This is a genomic window from Roseovarius carneus, from assembly GCF_020141465.1.
Lineage (GTDB): Bacteria > Pseudomonadota > Alphaproteobacteria > Rhodobacterales > Rhodobacteraceae > Roseovarius > Roseovarius carneus.
The window spans coordinates 1,252,661-1,270,990 of the sequence record NZ_JAHSPD010000001.1 but is presented as its reverse complement, the minus strand read 5'-3'; the positions used below and the strand labels follow the sequence as shown (position 1 = coordinate 1,270,990).

Below are 18,330 nucleotides of genomic sequence, written 5' to 3'. Positions count from 1 at the left end.
ATGCTCAACATTCTCTTTGCCGCCCGCCCTGCCCGCTGGCCCGACTACGAGGAGCCCTTGCGCACGGCCCTCTCCAACGCCGGGATCGAGGCAGATCTGGCCACGGATATCACGCCGGGAGAGGTGGATTACATCGTCTACGCCCCCAATTCCTGGCTTCAGGATTTCGCACCCTACACGCGCTGCAAGGCGGTTCTGAGCCTCTGGGCCGGGGTGGAGGGGATCGTGGGCAACACGACGCTGACACTGCCGCTGGCGCGGATGGTGGATCATGGGCTGACCCAAGGCATGGTTGAATGGGTCGTGGGCCACACGCTGCGCCACCATCTCGGGATGGACCTCCATATACACGGGCAAGACGGGATCTGGCGTGATTATGCGCCGCCCTTGGCACGGGACCGCAAGGTGAGTGTTCTGGGCCTCGGGGCTTTGGGGGCCGCCTGCGCAGAGGCCTTGCGCGGCCTTGGATTTGACGTGACCGGCTGGAGCCGCTCTCCGAAGGACGTGCCCGGCATCCGCTGCCTACATGGCGAAGAGGGTCTGAAAGAGGCGCTGACCGGGGCGGAGGGCCTCGTGCTGCTTTTGCCCGCCACGCCTGCAACGGACAATGTGATCAACGCAGAACGCCTTGCTCTGGTGGCCCCCGGCGCGTTTGTGATCAACCCCGGACGTGGCCCGCTGATTGATGATGCGGCGCTTCTGGGCGCGCTTGATACCGGGCAGATAGGCCATGCTACGCTTGATGTTTTCCGGCAGGAGCCGTTGCCGAAGGACCACCTCTACTGGGCGCACCCAAACGTCACCGTCACCCCACATATCGCATCCGAGACCCGCCCCGTCACCGCGTCTGAAGTTATTGTCGAGAACATCCGGCGCGGCGAGGCGGGAGAGCCGTTCCTGCATCTCGTGGACCGCGCGCAGGGGTATTAAAGGGCAGCACCTTTAGCGCAAGCGCGGCGGCGCGTCGGGATCTGATCCGGGTGCGGCGCGCTCTGGCGCGGTTTCAGGCCGGGCGGGATCGACCCTCAGCGCCACCCGCTCCAGCCGCGCCTCCATAGGCCCGCCCGCAGGCACGAATCCCACATCAAGCGCACCGGCCTCGACCCCTGAAAAGATCAGCGCCTCTGACACTGCGCGCGCCAGAACATCCTCCGATCCCGGCACAGCGCCCACAAATGCGATGAGGTGGCCCTGCCCCCCGCCCGCATAGCTGACGCCCGCCAGATAGGCGCATTGCACCAAACCGCCCGTGCGCGACAGCTTCGCGTCAAGCGCGGTCAATAGCCCCTCGGGTAGCGCACCGGGGGGGCGCAGCTCTTCTGGGCGCGCTGACACCTCCTGCGGTGCATCCCCGCCCAGAGTTTGCGTGAGCCAGATCAACGCCTCGGGCGGGATCAAGATCGACGAGGGTGCAACATCAAGGTTGAGGCCCAGCCCGATCCCCTCATCGCCCAGCATCTGCGCCAATATCCGCCCCGGCACGGCCACATAAGCTGCGGCCGCGCCGCTGAAATCGGCAAGGCGCTCCTCGGCATCAAACGCCAGCGCAAAACGCTGATCATCCACCTCAAAAATCTCGGGCGAGATATCATCGCCCACCGCCTCACCCGTGAGCAAAAGCACAAGGCTCGCGTCGCTCAAGGCCGCGTAAAATGCAACACGTGCCGCATCTTCTTCGGGGGTGGCGCTCATCCGCGCGTGGGCGCGGTCCAGATCGGTCTCATCCATCGCGCATCACCTCCGCCACGCGGGCCCTCAGAGCGGGCACCAGCTCCGCCTCAAACCACGGGTTTTTCTTCAGCCACCTCGTATTGCGCCATGAGGGATGCGGCAAGGGGAAGCTGTCGGGCGTATGGTCGCGCCAGCCCCGAACTGTTTCTGTCACACCGCCCCGCGCGCCGTAGTGAAACCGTTGGGCATAGCCGCCGATCACCAGCCGCAGGCGCAAGTTTGGCAGGGCGTCCATCACCCGCGCGTGCCATGTCGCGCGGCAAAGCGGCGGGGGCGGCAGGTCGCCGCCCTTGGCGTCATATCCCGGGAAGCAAAACGCCATTGGCACGATCGCCACCCGGCTCTGATCATAAAAAGCGGCCTCGCTCAGCCCCAGCCAGTCGCGCAGCCGCACGCCAGAGGGATCGTCAAAAGGCCGCCCAGACGCATGCACCCGCGCGCCGGGCGCTTGCCCCGCGATCAAAATCCGCGCCGACGGCTGAAACCACACCACAGGCCGCGGCAGATGCGCGGTGGCCGTGGCGGCAAACCGATCCGCGCAGAGCGTGCAGGCCCCGATCTCAGAGCGCAAACCAATCTCAGCGGGCTGGCTCATCTTAGCGGGCAGGCCCGTGGCAGGCGGGGGCCTCGCCATCGTCATGCCACTTGGAATACCGTGGCAGATCATCGGCCACGTCAAACCATGTCAGCCGCTCGGCATAGTGGATATGGCAGCTGGGCGCGAAATCCTCGGGCCGGTCGAGCGTGCCGACCAGCATCTCCACCATGGGACCAATCTCGCCCCCGTCCCCCTCCCATGTGAGCGGCGTGCCACACGCCTTGCAGGACGCCCGCCCGACGCCCGCGGAGGAGGCATAGACCTGTGGCGCGCCTGCGGTGTAGCGCAGCTGATCGCGCCTGTAGCCCGCAAGCGCCACAACGGGTGCGCCCGCATGTTTGCGGCAACTCTCGCAATGGCAGTAAATCACCGAGAGCGGTGCGCCGGTTATGGCATAGCGGACCGTCCCGCAAAGGCAGCCTCCTGTCGTCTCGCTCATGCTCATGTCTCCCATGTGATATCCTGATCCTAGCCTATTGCGCAGCCTCTTCCAGCCATTCATTTCGACAGGTATCGAAATAATGATTGCCAGCAGCCTTTCATTTCTATACTTCGAGAACCATGAAAATATTTGACCCCACAAATCTCGATCTCACCATCGCCGCCTCCACATTCGCCGCATTGGGCAGCGAACAGCGCCTTGCCGTGCTGCGCACATTGGTGCGGGCGGGCCCAGAGGGGCTGAGTATCGGCACGCTTGGCCAGCGGACGGGCGTGACCGGCTCGACCCTGACGCATCACATGAAAATCCTCGCCCAAGCGGGCCTTGTCACTCAAGAGCGCCAAGGACGATCCATCATCTGTGCCGCCGTGGCTTACGACGAGCTGCGCGCGCTGTCGGAATTTTTACTGCGCGAATGTTGCGCCGATAGCGATGCCCACAGCGCAGGAGCAGAAAATGACTGACCCAGCTGCCACCCTGCCCATAATACGCCGGATCGACCCCGCTTGGGCCGCGTTCGCGGTGATCCTCGCCAGCGTTGCTCTGTTTGATTGGCCCTATTTTGGCGAAACGCTGCGCTTCACCGCTGCGGCCCTTTTGCACACCGCGCCGTTCATCGCCTTCGCCGTCTTTGCCGTGGCCTATCTCAAGGCCACAGGGGCCGAACGGATCGTGGCCAAGGTGTTTCAGGGCAGCCCAGTGCGCATGATCTTCATGGCGGCCCTCGTCGGAGGCCTCGCGCCCTTTTGCAGCTGCGAGGTGATCCCCTTCATCGCCGCCATGCTTGCGCTTGGCGCGCCTCTGGCCGCTGTCATGGCGTTCTGGCTGGCCTCGCCGCTGATGGACCCTGCGATGTTCGCGATCACGTCGGGCACGCTGGGATGGGAGTTTGCGCTGGCCAAAACCGCCGCTGCCGTGGGGCTTGGCCTGATGGGCGGATACGTCACGCTGGCCGCTTCGCGCACGGCGCTCTTTGCTGATCCCTTGCGCACGCGGGCAAATACAGGCGGCTGTTGCGGGACGCCCAAGCTGCTTGATGGCGCGCCCGTGTGGAAATTCTGGCAGGTGGCAGAGCGGCGCGAGACCTTCCGCGCCACCACGGTCGAGAACGGTATTTTCTTGATCAAATGGCTGGCCATTGCCTATTCGCTGGAGGCGCTCATGCTGCGCCATGTGCCGGCCGAGATGATCGCAAACATCCTGGGCGGTGAGGGGATGGCCCCGATCCTTCTGGGCGCTTTGGTCGGCGCGCCCGCCTATCTCAACGGCTATGCTGCCGTGCCTCTGATCAGCGGGCTCTTGGATCAGGGGATGAGCCAAGGTGCCGCCATGGCCTTTGTGATTGCGGGCGGCGTCAGCTCCATTCCAGCCGCCATTGCAGTCTGGGCGCTGGTCAAGCCACGTGTTTTTGCGGCCTATATCGGCTTTGCTATCACTGGCGCTGTGATCGCAGGGACCGTGTGGCAGGCCATCGCCTGACCTCATTTGTTTCCAATTGAGATAAAAAACCGCTCTTACAGGGCGGTTTTTTCCATTACGGGCACAATTCTGCCTTGAAATCTTGTATATATATCGGGTGCGATCCGGCATAATACCTATGCGGAGGGGTTAGCCTCCCGCAAAGAAAGCCCCGTTAAAGAGGGCACAGAGCAGATTTCGGAGCTTTTGAATGCTCGAGTTCGACAATGTCAGCAAGTCCTTCTGGACGGGCACCCAGCATAAGGTGATCCTTGACCGGGTTTCCTTCAGGGTAGAGCTTGGCCGTTCCATGGGCGTGCTCGCGCCCAACGGCACTGGCAAGACGACATTGATCAACATGATGGCGGGCTTAGAGAAACCTGATGACGGCGAGATCCGGCGCGGTTGCCGCATCAGCTTTCCTCTGGGCTTCATGGGCGGGGTGATCGCTAAGATCTCCGCAATGGAGAACAGCCGCTATATCGCGCGGCTCTACGGGCTCGACCCCGATTATGTCGAGGCTTTTTGCCGCTGGATGTGTAATCTGGGCGAGTATTTCGATCAGCCCTTGGGCACCTACAGCTCGGGGATGCGGGCGCGGTTTACATTCGCGCTGATGCTGGCGCTGGATTTCGACATCTACCTGATCGACGAAGGCATGCCCAGCTCGACCGATGTAGAGTTCAATCGCAAAGCCGGTGAGATTTTGCGCGAACGGCTGGCGACCACGACCGTCATCATCGTCTCGCACCAACCCGAGACGCTGGAAAAATTTGCGACCTCTGCCGCCGTTTTAATGGGTGGGCAGCTATACATGTTTGATACCTTGGAAGAGGCGAAGCAGCTTTATGACTACGAAACCCAAGGCTAGAAAATTCCGCATCAAACGCAGCGCGCCGCATGATGGCGCTGCGAATTATGCGCAAGGTGGCTCAGTATCCCGAGGGGCCGCCACCCGTGCACCTGCGCCCGATGAAGCGCCCCCTGCAGGCCAGCCACCCCGTGCTGTGGCCCCTGCGCCCGCGCCTGCCGCCCGCGAGGGGCAGGTGAGCTCTGCCAATGAGATGGCGGCAAGCGCGACACTTGACGAGATCCGCCATGAGGGGCTGACGGGCCGCCAATTGCGTATGGCGCGGCGCGTGGCGCAAAAGCATGGCCTGGCCCCCACATCTGATTTCGACGCGGTGCGCCTTTTGCGTGCCAAGGGCATCGACCCGTTTCAACGCGCCTCGATCCTTGAGCTTGTGACGCCCACGGATGGGCGCCCGGCGGTTCAGACCCCCCGCACTGAGATTGATCCACTGCTTGTGCAGCTTCCCGAGACACTGCCCTTCGGCGTGCCCAACCTGCCTGCGGTCGAGATGAGCCCTGCCGCCAAGCGCAGCGAAGAAATCACCCGCATCCAAAAAGATATCGGCAGCCGACGCCGCAAAAAGCTGGTTCTGCTGCTCACGCGGCTTTTGGCCTTCGTGATGCTGCCGACGCTTGTCGCGGGCTGGTATTACTACGTAGTTGCCACTCCGATGTACTCCACCAAATCCGAATTCCTGATCCTCTCGGCGGATGGTGGCGGGGGTGGCGGCGGCGGGCTTGGCGGGCTTTTACCCAGTCAGTTTGCCACCGGGCAGGACGCGATTGCGACACAAAGCTATCTTCTGTCCAAGGACGCGATGTTGCGTCTGGACAGCGATGTAGGCTTCCGGGATCATTTCAGCCAGCCTTGGATCGACCCTATTCAACGGCTTGATGCCGATGCCAGCAACGAAGAAGCGTTCAAGCTCTACAAGAAAAACGTGAAGATCGGCTATGATCCCACAGAAGGTGTGCTGCGCATGGAAGTAGCCACGGCAGATCCTGCTGTCAGTGCGAATTTCTCTGAAAAGCTGATCGAATATGCCGAAGAACGGGTGGATGAGCTGAGCCAAGAGAAGCGTCAGGATGCGGTGCAGGTTGCTATTGCGGGCCTCGACGATGCCAAGTTTGAACGCCGCGAGGCGCAGCGCCGTCTCGTGGAAATGCAAGAGGGCAGCGTGCTTGACCCGCAAGGCGAGATTGGCAACATCCGCTCGTTGATCTCCAACGTAGAGCTTCAGCTGCAAGAAAAGCAGCTTGGCCTCAACATTCAGCTCAACAACGCGCGCCCGAATGCCGCGCGGGTCGAGGCGCTGCAAAGCGAGATTGCAGTGTTGAGTGCCGAGCTTGCCCGGCAGAACGCCCGCCTGACGCAGGCCACAGGCGATACCACCTCTCTGGCCTCTCAAACCGCTAATATTCAGATGGCCCAGGCCGATTTGGCCACCGCTGATCTGGTGCTGCAATCCGCGCTGGAAAACAAACGCCAAAGCACGATTGAGGCGAACAAGCAGGTGCGCTATCTCACTGTATCCGTGCGTCCCGTCGCCTCGCAGGATGCCTCCTATCCACGGGCGTTCGAAAACACCATTTTGGCCTTTTTGATCTTCGCAGGCATCTATCTGATGCTATCGCTCACAGCCTCCATCCTTCGCGAACAGGTAACATCATAATATGACATCAGTGGACTTTGCGGGGCTCCGCGTCGCCAACGACGCCCCCCTGACAATCATCGCAGGCCCGTGCCAGTTGGAAAGCGCGGACCACGCCCAGATGATTGCGGGCCAGATGCAGGAGGTGTGCCGGGCGCATGGCGCACAGTTCGTATTCAAAGGCTCCTTCGACAAGGCGAACCGGACGTCCGTCAGCGGTAAGCGCGGCCTCGGCGTGGACGAGGGGCTGAAGGTCATGGCCACGGTGAAACAGGCGCTTGGCGTGCCCGTCCTCACAGATGTTCACTTGCCCGAGCAATGCGCGCCCGTGGCCGAAGTGTGCGATGTGCTGCAAATCCCCGCCTTTCTGTGCCGTCAGACGGATCTGTTGATTGCGGCGGGCGAAACCGGCGCTGTGATCAACGTGAAAAAGGGGCAATTCCTCGCCCCGTGGGACATGCCCAATGTCATCTCCAAGATTGAGAGCACGGGCAACAAACGCGTCCTACTGACCGAGCGTGGCACCTCTTTTGGCTATAACACGCTTGTCACAGACATGCGCGCCCTGCCCCAAATGGCGGCAACGGGATACCCCGTTGTGATGGACGCCACCCATAGTGTGCAGCAGCCCGGCGGCATGGGCGGCAGCAGCGGTGGTCAGCGTGAATTCGCTCCCGTGATGGCCCGCGCGGCGGTCGCCCTTGGCGTGGCGGCCGTGTTCATCGAGACGCATGAAGCGCCCGATACGGCCCCGTCAGACGGGCCGAACATGATCCCTCTGGATAGAATGAATGCGCTCATCGAAAGCCTCATGCGCTTTGACGCACTGGCCAAATCCGACCCAATTACCTTGCAGAAGTGAGTGTGTAAGTTGCAAAAGCCCGCCCCAACCGTCACGCCCAATACATGGGAATTCCTGCGCGATCCAATGATCACGCCCACGGGCTTTCGCGAATATGACGCCCGCTGGAAATATCCCGAGGAGATCAATCTGCCGGGCATCACGGCGCTTGGCCTTGGCCTTGGCACACAGATGATCGCGCGTGGGATCGACCCGGTGATCGCCGTGGCGAATGATTACCGCGACTATTCGCTCAGCATCAAGAACGCGCTGATGCTTGGCCTCATGCAGGCCGGGATCACCGTGAAGGACATTGGCCCCGCCCTAAGCCCGATGGCCTATTTCGCGCAGTTCCACCTTGATGTACCTGCCGTGGCAATGGTCACGGCCTCGCACAACCCCAACGGATGGACGGGCGTGAAGATGGGGTTTGAGCGCCCCCTGACCCACGGCCCCGATGAGATGGACGAGCTGCGCGCCATCGTTCTGGAGGGGCGCGGGCAGACCCGGCCCGGCGGGGCCTATGAATTCGTGGATGGTGTGCGCGAGGCCTATTTGGATGACCTCGTCGGCGACTTCAAAATGACCCGCAAGCTCAAGGTCGTCTGCGCCACGGGCAACGGGACCGCCGCCGCCTTCGCGCCCGATCTTTTCCGCCGCCTCGGGGTAGAGGTTGTCCCCTCCCACAACGCGCTGGACTACACATTTCCGCATTACAATCCGAACCCCGAAGCAATGGAAATGCTGCATGATATGAGCGCATCCGTCAAAGCCTCGGGCGCGGATTTCGCGCTGGGCTTTGATGGCGATGGCGACCGCTGCGGCGTGGTGGATGATGAGGGCGAGGAGATTTTCGCCGATAAGGTTGGCGTCATCATGGCCCGCGATTTTGCCAAGATATATCCCGGCAGTACCTTTGTGGCGGATGTAAAGTCCACCGGGCTTTTCGCCTCGGACCCCGAGCTTTTGGCCCATGGCGCCAAGGCGGATTATTGGAAGACCGGGCACAGCCATATGAAACGGCGCGTCAAGGAGCTGGGCGCGCTGGCCGGGTTTGAGAAGTCCGGGCACTATTTCTTGGCCGAGCCTGTGGGCCGTGGATATGATTGCGGGATGCGCGTAGCGGTGGAAATCTGCAAGCTGATGGACCGCAATCCTGATAAATCCATGTCCGACCTGCGCCGCGCCCTGCCCGTCACCTATGCCACCCCCACCATGTCGCCCTATTGCGCCGACACCGAAAAATATCAGGTGCTGGAGCGGCTTGTGGCCAAGCTGGTGGCACAACATGCCCAAGGCCTGCCGCTGGCGGGCCGCAAGATCACGCAGGTCGTCACGGTGAATGGCGCGCGCGTGATCCTCGACAACGGCAGCTGGGGTCTGGTCCGCGCAAGCTCCAACACCCCCAATCTGGTCGTGGTCTGCGAAAGCAGCGAAAGCGAGGCTGAGATGCGCGCGATCTTCGCCGACATTGACGCCGTGATCCGCACTGAGCCGCTGGTTGGGGAGTATGACCAGAGCATCTAAAGCGTGTCGCGTTTAACTGGATACAATTGAACGCCACACGCTCTAATATCCAGACCTTTGTCGACCCATAGACCGCGACTGGATTAGCGCGGGCATTTGGGGCCTGCCAGACGCAGACCGTACCCGCGTTGCCCACTGCGTGCGCCTCGCGACGGACATCTTGAAGCTATGGTCTGACGCGGCTTTCGCTGGCACCTTCGGGGCGCGCCAGATAGAATCGCGCCATGGCAAGCACAGCGCTCACATATTCAGATGATCAGGCCGAGGCGCATGACGCCATAGCCGAGGCGCTGCGCGGTGTGGGCATTGATCTAGACAATGGCACGCTCCTGCCTCCGCGCGAGGGGAAAACCCGCGTGATGGCCGTCATCGGCAAGGCCGGATCGGGCAAAACCCTGCTTCTGGCGAAGCTTTATCACGCGCTTGAGGAAGCCGGGCTTGAGGTTGTCTCAGGCGATTGGGAGGGGCGCAAACGGCGCGACAAACGCACGCTCGCCATCCTCGCGCCCACCAACAAGGCCGCGAGCGTTTTGCGAAATCGCGGCGTGCCTGCAACCACGATCCACCGGATCCTCTACACCCCAGTATATGATCCCGAATACGAGAAAATCGCCGAATGGCTGGCCGGGAATGGCGACCGCCCCGAGGTCGAAGACCTGACCGATCAGGCGCTGGACCGCGCCCATGCGTTCTACCAAAATAACAAATCCATCCCCGGCGCTCTGGCCGCCGCAGGGCTCAGGGGCAGCGATTTCATCACCGGCTGGAAGCGCCGGGAGGAGCCGCTGGACGTGGGCTTCGTGGATGAGGCCAGCATGCTCGACGCCAAGCAGATGGAGGATTTGCAGGAGATCTTCCCCACCCTGATCCTCTTTGGCGATCCCGCGCAGCTTGCCCCCGTGAACCAATCCGGCGCGATGGTTTTTGAGACCTTACCCGAGCCGGCCAAGCTGATCCTCAGCCGAGTGCACCGCCAAGATGCCGACAACCCTATCCTTGATCTGGCCCATGCGCTGGCTGACCCGGCGCTGGAATTTCACCATTTTGAGAAAATGATCGAGGACGCCGCGCGCCGCGATGACCGCGTGCAATGGGCCGAACGGGTGGAGGTGGACCTGATGGCGCGCAGCCCCGTGCTGGTGTGGCGCAACGCCACCCGCATCCGCCTGATCAACGCCTTCCGCCGCGTCCACGGCGCGCCCGAAACGGCCCTGCTGGAGGGCGAGCCGCTGATCTGCGACGGAATTGAGCTGCCCATGAAACACCGCAAGAAGCGGCTGGATCTGGAGGCGCGTGGCCTGATCAAAGGCGCGCAGGTGATCTATCTGGGGCCGGGCAAAAGACCGGGCTTTTCGCGGCTACACGTGATGGGCGCGGAAGAGCCACAGGTCAGCGCCGCCTCCATCGTCAAAATCGAAAAACCGGATGAGGAAGAGCCGTTCATCCCCTTCGCCGCCAATATGGGCGCCACTTTCCTGCACGGAGCCGCCGTCACCATCCACAAGGCCCAAGGCAGCCAATGGAATACGGTACAGGTCTTCGCGCCTGATCTCTATGCCGCCGCCCGCATGGGCCGCTCCGAGGCGGGTCAGCCCTTGTGGAAACGCCTCGCCTATGTGGCCATCACCCGCGCCGAAGAACGGCTCTGCTGGGTGGTGCGCAACCGGCTTTCCAAACCCGAACACGGGCTGCGTGTGGACGATCTACGCGGCACCCCCGCCCCCCTCAGCTTGGAGACCATATCCGAATGAAATCCATCCTCATTACCGGCGCAAGCTCCGGTATCGGCCTCGCCACCGCAAAGCTTTTCTTGCAAGACGGCTGGCGCGTGGGGCTCGTCGCCCGCCGGGCGGACAAACTCCACGCCCTCGCAGACACGCACCCGGGCGCCGTCCCGCTGCCCTGCGACGTGACCGACCCCGCCGCGATGGACGCGGCCTTCGCCACTTTTTGCAAAGACGCCACCTTGGATGCGCTCTTCAACAACGCAGGCACTTTCGGTCCATCAGCGCCCATTGATGAGGTCACACCAGAGCAATTCGACGCGGTGATGAACGTCAACCTGCGCGGCATGTTCATCGCCGCCCGCCTTGCCTTCAAACATATGCGCCACCAGACCCCACAAGGCGGGCGCATCATCAATAACGGCTCGCTGTCGGCCCATGTGCCGCGCCCCGGCTCGGTCTGCTACACGGTCAGCAAACACGCGATTACCGGGCTGACCCGCACATTGTCGCTGGATGGCCGCGCCTTCGATATCGCCTGTGGGCAGATCGACATCGGCAATGCCGAATCCGAGATGGTTGCAAATCTAAAAGCCGCACACCCGGACATGCATACAATGGACGCGGCACACGCGGCCCAATCCGTGCTGCATATGGCGCGCATGCCCCTCAATGCCAATGTGCAATTCATGACCGTGATGGCCACGCAAATGCCCTATATCGGACGGGGCTGAGCGCCCGATTCTTCTTGCTTAAAATATCCTCGCCGAAGGCGCACACTTGCGGCACGCACGCGGCCCCGTATCACCCCTACCGCAACAGCCGGAACGCAGCGGACGCTCCCCATCCGGCGGCAATCGCAATTGCCAGCGACATAAGCCCGTAAAGGATGGGTTGTTCACGCGAGAGGGCGAAAAGCCACCGCTCCATACCCACTTTGCGCACGTCAATCACCGTCTCATAGCGCGACACGACCTGCCCCTCGCGGGTCAGGAAAATCCGCGTGGCATAGGCCCCCTCGGTGAGGTTCGCGGGCAGCTCCACCTGCGTCTGGAAAAGGGTCTGCTCGGCCAGATCGACCGCACCCTCCTCGATCTTATAGGCGCCGCTTGCCTTGCGGATGCGGATCACAGCTTCGGTAAATGTCTGCGCATCGCTGACGCTGGTTGGCGCACCCACAGACCGGATCGCGCGTGGGATTGAGATCCGGTGGCGCAGGTCCTCGACCTCGGTCAGCACCTCGGAAAGCCGCGCGTTGGTCGCGACCGCATAAAAGCTCGGGGCGGCATCCACCTCGACTGCATCCACGTTGACCCAGATGCCAAACCGTCGTTCCTTGCGCCGCACGCTCACCGCTTGCGAGGGTCCTGCGATAGCCACGATCACGCCAAGCTCACCCTCCGGGATCGCCCCATCGCGTTTGATCGCCCCAAAGAGCAAAATCTCAGAGCCGTCGAACGTCGTGTTGATCGAAATCTCGTTTTTGCTGAGACCGAGAACAACCTCCTCCGCACGCAGCGGCAATGCGGCCAGCATGAATGCGAGGGCTATGAGGACCCGCATCAATGCCCCGCCGCCGCGCCGATGGAGTAAAGCTCACCCGGCATGATCAAGAGATCGAGCGCCAGTTTGAAGCAGACCGCCAGCACCATGATCGCGAGCCAGATGCGCAACTGCTCGGCCTTCATCTTGGTGCCGATGACGGTGCCCACCTGCGCGCCCACGACACCGCCCACAAGAAGCAAGACCGCCAGAACCACATCGACGGTGAAGTTCGTCGTCGCATGCAGCATCGTGGTAAATGCGGTCACGAAAATGATCTGGAAAAGCGACGTGCCCACGACGACCTTCGTCGGCATGCCAAGCAGATAGATCATCGCAGGCACCATGATAAACCCGCCGCCCACGCCCATGATCGCGGCCAGTACACCCACCAGAACCCCGACGATCAGCGGAGGGATCACGCTGATGTAGAGCCCCGATGTGCGAAACCGCATCTTGAAGGGCAGCTTGTGGATCCAGCTGTGCTTCTTGCGCGTCGGCACCGGATTGCCCGCCCGCGACTTGCGGATCGCCCGCAAGCTCTCGATGAACATCATCCCGCCGATGATCCCAAGAAACACGACATAGCAAAGCTTTACCAGCAGATCGACCTGCCCCTGGCTCTTGAGGTAGTTAAAGACCACGACCCCCATCGCGGCCCCAATCAGACCCCCGATGAGCAGCACCGTTCCCATCCGAAAATCGACCGTCTTGCGCCTGAAATGCGCAAGCACCCCTGAGAAGGACGAGGCGACGATCTGGTTGGCTTCCGTGGCCACGGCCACTGCGGGCGGGATGCCGATGAAGAAAAGCAGCGGCGTCATCAAGAACCCACCGCCCACGCCAAACATACCAGACAAAACGCCGACCATCCCGCCAAGCCCCAGCAAAAGGAAGGCATTGACCGAAACCTCGGCTATGGGCAGGTATATTTGCATTAGGTTTCCTACGCCCATGGCCGCAGGCTTGGCAAGTATGCAGCGCGGGCGGCGGGGCCTGAGGCGAGGATTTTTCCGCTCTGGCGCTAAAACTGTGCGGGATTGGGCCTATTGCGCAGCCAGAGGATTAAGTCTCGGACGTGGCCAGCTTGAACGCCGCAAACGCGAAAAACCCACCAAGCGCCGCCTCGATCCACCTGCGGCCCGCGCCGTAAGCCGCACGGATGGGCTTTGACGACAGCAAAATCGCCCATGCCCCATGGCAGGCAAAAGAGATCACGAACGCGCCCAGAACGAAGGCCCCAATCACCCCCATGCCACCGCCTGCTGTCGCTCCAATCGACGCAATGGCAAGCCAGAAGACAATCGCCTTGGGGTTCGTCACCTGAAGCCCGAAGCCAAGCAAAAAAAGCGCCAGAGCAGAACGCGGTGCATCCGCGCCACCGGGCCGCAGCACGGGCGGGTTCACCGCTTTCCTGAACGCGCCGTAAGCGAGCCAGAGCAGATAGGCTGCCCCGATCAGGCGCAGCACGCTCATCGCCCAAGCGGCCTGCGACAGGAGCAGCCCAACGCCCAAAAGTGTGCCAAGGTTAAGCAAGACGCTGCCGCTCGCGATGCCAAGCGTCGCGGTCATGGCAGCGCCCCGGCCTTGCGTCGTTGCAATCCCCAACAGCATCGCGACCGCCGGCCCCGGAGACGAGGCCGCAACAATCAAGATTGCATAAGCGGCAAGGAAACCGGGCAGATAGGCGGCGAAATCGGACATGTGTGATGCTCCCTGAGATGGTGAAGTCTAAGCTCGTCTACGCGGTTATGACAGGTCTTTCACCATCAAGACCGCATCGACACGGCCCGCACCGCGCTCGTAATACCCAATTCGCCGCCCCGTCTCGGCATAGCCCACAGCGGCGTAGAGCCCGCGTGCGGCCGCGTTGTCCTCGGCCACCTCCAGAAACATCCGCGCAGCACCTTGATCCGCCGCCGCCGCCTCAACCCTGCCAAGCAGCGCGCGGGCATGACCTTGCCTGCGCGCACCGGAGTCCACGGCGATTGTCAAAAGCTCTGCCTCATCCGCGATCACACGCGTCAGGGCAAACCCCTCAGCAGCCCCGATGCAAACCACGCCGCGCTGCGTAAAGAGGTCCGCAAATTCCGCCGCGCGCCAGCCGCGCCCCTGCCCGGCAAAGGCCAAGCCATGGAGCCGCGCCGCTGCCTCAGGCGAGATCATCTATGATCACGGGTGGTGCATCGCGTGCAGGCGCTGCATCTGCGGGTTTGAGGTATAGTGGTGCAGGCGGGGCGGGAGCATCGCCCGCGCGCCGGGCCGCGATCCGCGCAATCGCTTCCGCGAGGGCCTGACCGTCTGGTGCAAAAGCCAAGGGCAGGCCCATCGCCTCCGCATCGGCCCGCCCCACCAACGCGGCCTCGGCCCCGGGCTCGGCGATATAGACCTGATCACGCGGGGCGGCGACTGCGGGCAAATGGGGCTCCGCCTGCCCCTCGGAAATGGCGTCGAAAATGCTCACCCCGACCGCCGGGATATCAAGGCTCAGGGCAAGGCCGCGTGCCGCCGACACCCCAATCCGTATACCTGTGAAATTACCAGGGCCCACACCCACGCCAAGCGCGCTCAGGTCGGACCATGCAGCACCAGCCTCGGCAAGGATATCCTCACATAGCGGGATCAGACGCTCAGCCTGCCCCCGGCTCATTGGCTCGACCCGCGCGGCGACCAAACGCTCCCCGCATAGCAAAGCGGCCGCGCAATGCGCGGCCGATGTATCAAATGCTAGAATGTAAGCTTCAGACGCCAACAGGGCGCACCTCTGTCACCTCGGGGATGTAATGACGCAGAAGGTTCTCAATGCCCATTTTCAAGGTGATGGTCGAAGACGGGCAGCCCGCGCAGGCACCTTGCATATGCAGGTAAACCACGCCGCGCTCAAACCCGTGGAAGGTGATGTCGCCGCCGTCTTGCGCCACGGCAGGGCGCACGCGTGTATCCAGAAGCTCTTTGATCTGGCCAACGATCTCGCTATCTTCGCCGGTGTGCTCTGCGTGACCCGAGGCCGCTTCTGCACCTTCGGCCATCACGGGCTGCCCGGACTGGAAATGCTCCATGATCGCGCCGAGGATCGCCGGTTTGATATGGTCCCACTCCACCGCGTCCGCCTTGGTGACGGTCACGAAGTCAGTGCCGAAGAAAACGCCCGACACACCCTCGACTGCGAAAATACGCGTGGCCAGCGGTGATTTCTCCGCGCCCTCGGCGCTTGGGAAATCCGCCGTACCCATTGGCAAAACGGACTGGCCCGGCAAAAACTTCAGCGTGGCGGGGTTCGGCGTCGATTCGGTCTGGATGAACATGTCAAAGCGCTCCTGATATCTGATACAAGATATGCGGGCGCGGGTGGTCAGAGTCAAGGTTTGGAACGATTCTAAACTGTGCGCATGGCAGTCTTTTATATCCCAAAGCGCCAAAGCGCGTCAGGTGATCGCCTCAAGCCGCTCCTTGCTCAGATCGCCGGGCACAATCGTGATCGGGATGGGCAGCGCGCCCGCGTTTTTCGTAAGCTGCGTGACCAAAGGCCCCGGCCCTTTGCGGTCGGCGGAGGCCCCCAGAACCAAAACGCCCACTTCCGGGTCCTCGTTCACCTGTGCGATAATCTCGGCCACAGGCTCTCCCTCGCGGATCACAAGCTCGGGGTCCACGCCCTGCTTGTCGCGCATCCATTTGGCAAACACCTCAAAATGCGCCTGAATACGCTCGCGGCTTTCTTCGCGCATGATGTCGCCAACCCCGATCCAGTGGTTGAACTCCTCGGGCGAGATTACCGACAAAATGGTCACGCCGCCTTGGGTGTTCGCCGCACGCATCGCGGCAAAGCGCATCGCGTTGAGACATTCGCGGCTATCGTCCAGAACGACCATGAATTTGCGCATAAAAGCCTCCCGGTTGCGCGTGCGAGAATGACGCAAGGCCAAGCGTCGCGCAATAGCGCTGCGATCAGGCGGCCAGTCCGCGCCCCTTGAGCAATGCCTCTGGCCCCGGCAAACGTCCTCGGAAGGCCACATAAAGCGCCTCTGCATCCGCCGATCCACCGCGCGACAGGATATGCGCCTCAAGGGCCTTTGCACGCTCCATATCAAACGGCCCGTCTGCCTCCTCAAAGGCGGCGAACGCATCGGCGTCCATCACCTCGGACCACATGTAGCTGTAATAGCCCGAGGAATATCCATCGCCTGCGAACACATGCGCGAAATGCGGCGTGGCGTGACGCATGGTGATGGCGGCGGGCATGCCGAGCGCGTCCAGTATTTCGGCCTGCCGCACCAAAGCATCGGCGGGCGGCGCGCCCTCATGAAAGCTGAGATCAACGAGGGCGGAGGCGACATATTCCACCGTCTGAAACCCCATATCAAAGGTCGCGGCCCCCAGAACCTTGTCCAAAAACGCTTGTGGCATCGCAGCGCCCGTCTCGGCATGGGTGGCAAACTCAGCCAGCACCTCGGGCACCTCTAGCCAGTGCTCATAAAGCTGGCTGGGCAGTTCCACAAAATCGCGCGCCACGGAGGTGCCGCTGACGCTTTCATAGGTCACATCCGACAGCATCTGATGGAGCGCATGGCCGAACTCATGGAACAATGTGCGCGCGTCATCATAGCTCAAGAGCGCAGGCGTGCCCTTGGCGAAGTTGCACACGTTGATGACCACAGGGCCTTGGACTTCGGGGAACTTCGCCTGCCCGCGCATGGCCGAGCACCAAGCGCCCGACCGTTTGGAGGCGCGCGCGAAGTAATCTCCGATGAACACCGCCACATGAGCGCCGTTGCGCGTCACCTCCCACGCCCGGCAATCGGGATGGTAGAGCGGTACGTCCAAAGCCTTGAATTCAAGCCCGAAAAGGCGGGTTGCACAAGCAAAGGACGCCTCGATCATCCGGTCGAGTTGCAGGTAGGGCTTCAGCTCCGCCTCATCCAGATCATGCTCCGCCTGCCGCCGCTTTTCCGCGTAATAGCGCCAATCCCACGGGGCCAGATCGTCGTTGATGCCGTCCGCACGCAGCATCGCAGTAAGCGTGGCCGCGTCCCGGTCGGCCTGTGCCTTCGCAGGCTCCCAGACCTGCATCAGGAGATCACGCACAGCGGCGGGCGTCTTGGCCATCTCCGTCTCCAGCTTGAAATCGGCAAAGCTTGCATATCCCAAAAGCGCCGCGCGTTCGGCGCGCAACGCAAGCGTCTCGGTCGCAATCGCGCGGTTATCGGTGTCGCCTCCAATCGCCCCACGCGCGCCCCACGCCTCAAACGCCTTTTTGCGCAGATCGCGGCGCGGCGAGAATTGCAAAAACGGCACGATAAGCGAGCGCGACAGCGTCACAACCGGACCCGGTGCCCCAAGCTCCTCGCCCGCCGCACGCGCAGAGGCCACGACGAAACCGGGCAGCCCTTCCAGATCGCCCTCCTCCAGCACCATATGCCAGCCGGATTCGTCCGCCAGAAGGTTCTGCATGAAGGACGTCCCAAGCTCAGCAAGCCGCGCCATGATCTCGCGCATCCGCACCTCGTCAGGCCCACTCAGGGCCGCACCCGCGCGTCGAAACCCTCGGTGGGTGAGCATCAGAACCCGCGCCTGCTCATCGCTCAGGTCCAGCGTCCCGCGTGCCTCCCAAAGCGTCTCGATCCGCGCAAAAAGCCCCTTGAGCCCATACACCCACGAAGAATGCGCCGCGAGCTTGGGCGCAAATTCGCGCTGCAATGCCTGCCGCGCGGGCGTGCTGTCGGCGCCCGCAAGGGTAAAGAACACGCTCAGCACCTTGTCGAGCGCGCCGCCTGCGGCCTCAAGCGCCTCAATCGTGTTGGCGAAGGTGGGGGTCTCACTGCTATCGGCGATGGCCAGAATTTCCGCACGCGATTGCGCCAGAGCCTCCTCGAACGCGGGCGCAAAATGCGCGTCCTCAACCTCAGCAAAGGGCGCGAGGGCAAAAGGTGTGGTCCAATCGGCCAGCAGGGGGTTCGTCATGTCAT

The 18,330-nt window shown here is 62.4% G+C and carries 20 protein-coding genes; 9 read left to right on the top strand and 11 right to left on the bottom strand.

Going from position 1 to position 18,330, the window contains the following annotated elements; all coding sequences use genetic code 11:
* Nucleotides 1-930: a 2-hydroxyacid dehydrogenase gene (locus KUD11_RS06310; protein ID WP_109385621.1), complete on the top strand. Its 930-nt coding sequence runs from the start codon at nt 1-3 to the stop codon at nt 928-930.
* A 12-nt stretch (nt 931-942) separates the two neighbouring features.
* Here the strand turns inward: KUD11_RS06310 and KUD11_RS06305 are convergent, their stop codons facing one another.
* The 3 genes from KUD11_RS06305 to KUD11_RS06295 are packed head-to-tail and all read right to left on the bottom strand — an operon-like array spanning nt 943 to nt 2,768.
* Entirely contained in the window at nt 943-1,728 is a 786-nt protein-coding gene (locus tag KUD11_RS06305; RefSeq protein ID WP_109385623.1) for an SseB family protein, read from the bottom strand.
* Complete coding sequence (locus KUD11_RS06300) at nt 1,721-2,326, bottom strand: uracil-DNA glycosylase family protein (RefSeq protein WP_109388141.1); 606 nt, start codon at nt 2,324-2,326, stop codon at nt 1,721-1,723. The genes KUD11_RS06305 and KUD11_RS06300 overlap by 8 nt, the downstream gene beginning before the upstream one ends.
* A 1-nt stretch (nt 2,327) precedes the next feature.
* Nucleotides 2,328-2,768: a GFA family protein gene (locus tag KUD11_RS06295; protein WP_181375296.1), complete on the bottom strand. Its 441-nt coding sequence runs from the start codon at nt 2,766-2,768 to the stop codon at nt 2,328-2,330.
* Nucleotides 2,769-2,890: 122 nt separating this feature from the next.
* On the opposite strand from KUD11_RS06295, the gene KUD11_RS06290 reads away from it, so the two are divergent.
* The 8 genes from KUD11_RS06290 to KUD11_RS06255 all read left to right on the top strand — a co-directional run bounded on the left by KUD11_RS06290 (nt 2,891) and on the right by KUD11_RS06255 (nt 11,559).
* On the top strand, nt 2,891-3,235 hold the full coding sequence (locus KUD11_RS06290; RefSeq protein WP_109385627.1) for an ArsR/SmtB family transcription factor: 345 nt from the start codon (nt 2,891-2,893) through the stop codon (nt 3,233-3,235).
* Nucleotides 3,228-4,250 carry a permease gene (locus tag KUD11_RS06285; RefSeq protein ID WP_109388143.1) on the top strand — a complete coding sequence of 341 codons (1,023 nt, stop codon included), beginning with the start codon at nt 3,228-3,230 and terminating at the stop codon, nt 4,248-4,250. Before KUD11_RS06290 ends, KUD11_RS06285 begins: the two co-directional genes overlap by 8 nt.
* A 190-nt stretch (nt 4,251-4,440) precedes the next feature.
* Complete coding sequence (locus KUD11_RS06280) at nt 4,441-5,100, top strand: ABC transporter ATP-binding protein (RefSeq protein ID WP_109385629.1); 660 nt, start codon at nt 4,441-4,443, stop codon at nt 5,098-5,100.
* On the top strand, nt 5,078-6,754 hold the full coding sequence (locus KUD11_RS06275; protein WP_109385631.1) for a capsule biosynthesis protein: 1,677 nt from the start codon (nt 5,078-5,080) through the stop codon (nt 6,752-6,754). Before KUD11_RS06280 ends, KUD11_RS06275 begins: the two co-directional genes overlap by 23 nt.
* Nucleotide 6,755: 1 nt before the next feature.
* A complete protein-coding gene (gene kdsA / locus KUD11_RS06270) occupies nt 6,756-7,595 on the top strand; it encodes a 3-deoxy-8-phosphooctulonate synthase (protein WP_109385633.1) in 840 nt (279 codons plus the stop codon).
* Between the two features lie 66 nt (nt 7,596-7,661).
* A complete protein-coding gene (locus KUD11_RS06265) occupies nt 7,662-9,101 on the top strand; it encodes a phosphomannomutase/phosphoglucomutase (RefSeq protein ID WP_109385635.1) in 1,440 nt (479 codons plus the stop codon).
* Nucleotides 9,102-9,325: 224 nt separating this feature from the next.
* Nucleotides 9,326-10,852: an ATP-dependent DNA helicase gene (locus KUD11_RS06260; protein ID WP_109385637.1), complete on the top strand. Its 1,527-nt coding sequence runs from the start codon at nt 9,326-9,328 to the stop codon at nt 10,850-10,852.
* Nucleotides 10,849-11,559 carry an SDR family oxidoreductase gene (locus KUD11_RS06255; RefSeq protein WP_109385639.1) on the top strand — a complete coding sequence of 237 codons (711 nt, stop codon included), beginning with the start codon at nt 10,849-10,851 and terminating at the stop codon, nt 11,557-11,559. The genes KUD11_RS06260 and KUD11_RS06255 overlap by 4 nt, the downstream gene beginning before the upstream one ends.
* Before the next feature lie 76 nt (nt 11,560-11,635).
* Here KUD11_RS06255 and KUD11_RS06250 read toward each other — a convergent pair whose 3' ends face one another.
* The 8 genes from KUD11_RS06250 to KUD11_RS06215 all read right to left on the bottom strand — a co-directional run bounded on the left by KUD11_RS06250 (nt 11,636) and on the right by KUD11_RS06215 (nt 18,325).
* Nucleotides 11,636-12,388, bottom strand: coding sequence for a TIGR02186 family protein (locus KUD11_RS06250; RefSeq protein ID WP_109385641.1), 753 nt, complete (start codon nt 12,386-12,388; stop codon nt 11,636-11,638).
* Complete coding sequence (locus tag KUD11_RS06245; RefSeq protein ID WP_109385643.1) at nt 12,388-13,305, bottom strand: sulfite exporter TauE/SafE family protein; 918 nt, start codon at nt 13,303-13,305, stop codon at nt 12,388-12,390. The genes KUD11_RS06250 and KUD11_RS06245 overlap by 1 nt, the downstream gene beginning before the upstream one ends.
* A gap of 127 nt (nt 13,306-13,432) precedes the next feature.
* Nucleotides 13,433-14,071: a LysE family translocator gene (locus KUD11_RS06240; RefSeq protein ID WP_181375297.1), complete on the bottom strand. Its 639-nt coding sequence runs from the start codon at nt 14,069-14,071 to the stop codon at nt 13,433-13,435.
* Nucleotides 14,072-14,116: 45 nt separating this feature from the next.
* Nucleotides 14,117-14,533: a GNAT family N-acetyltransferase gene (locus tag KUD11_RS06235; protein ID WP_109385645.1), complete on the bottom strand. Its 417-nt coding sequence runs from the start codon at nt 14,531-14,533 to the stop codon at nt 14,117-14,119.
* The gene (gene tsaB, locus KUD11_RS06230; RefSeq protein ID WP_109385647.1) at nt 14,520-15,119 is read right to left on the bottom strand and encodes a tRNA (adenosine(37)-N6)-threonylcarbamoyltransferase complex dimerization subunit type 1 TsaB; all 600 of its coding nucleotides are present in this window, start codon (nt 15,117-15,119) and stop codon (nt 14,520-14,522) included. The genes KUD11_RS06235 and tsaB overlap by 14 nt, the downstream gene beginning before the upstream one ends.
* Nucleotides 15,109-15,672, bottom strand: a complete 564-nt coding sequence (locus KUD11_RS06225; RefSeq protein WP_109385649.1) for a NifU family protein — start codon at nt 15,670-15,672, stop codon at nt 15,109-15,111. Before KUD11_RS06225 ends, tsaB begins: the two co-directional genes overlap by 11 nt.
* A gap of 120 nt (nt 15,673-15,792) precedes the next feature.
* Complete coding sequence (locus tag KUD11_RS06220) at nt 15,793-16,248, bottom strand: universal stress protein (RefSeq protein ID WP_109385651.1); 456 nt, start codon at nt 16,246-16,248, stop codon at nt 15,793-15,795.
* A gap of 64 nt (nt 16,249-16,312) precedes the next feature.
* Entirely contained in the window at nt 16,313-18,325 is a 2,013-nt protein-coding gene (locus tag KUD11_RS06215; protein WP_109385653.1) for a M3 family metallopeptidase, read from the bottom strand.
* Nucleotides 18,326-18,330: the final 5 nt, after the last annotated feature.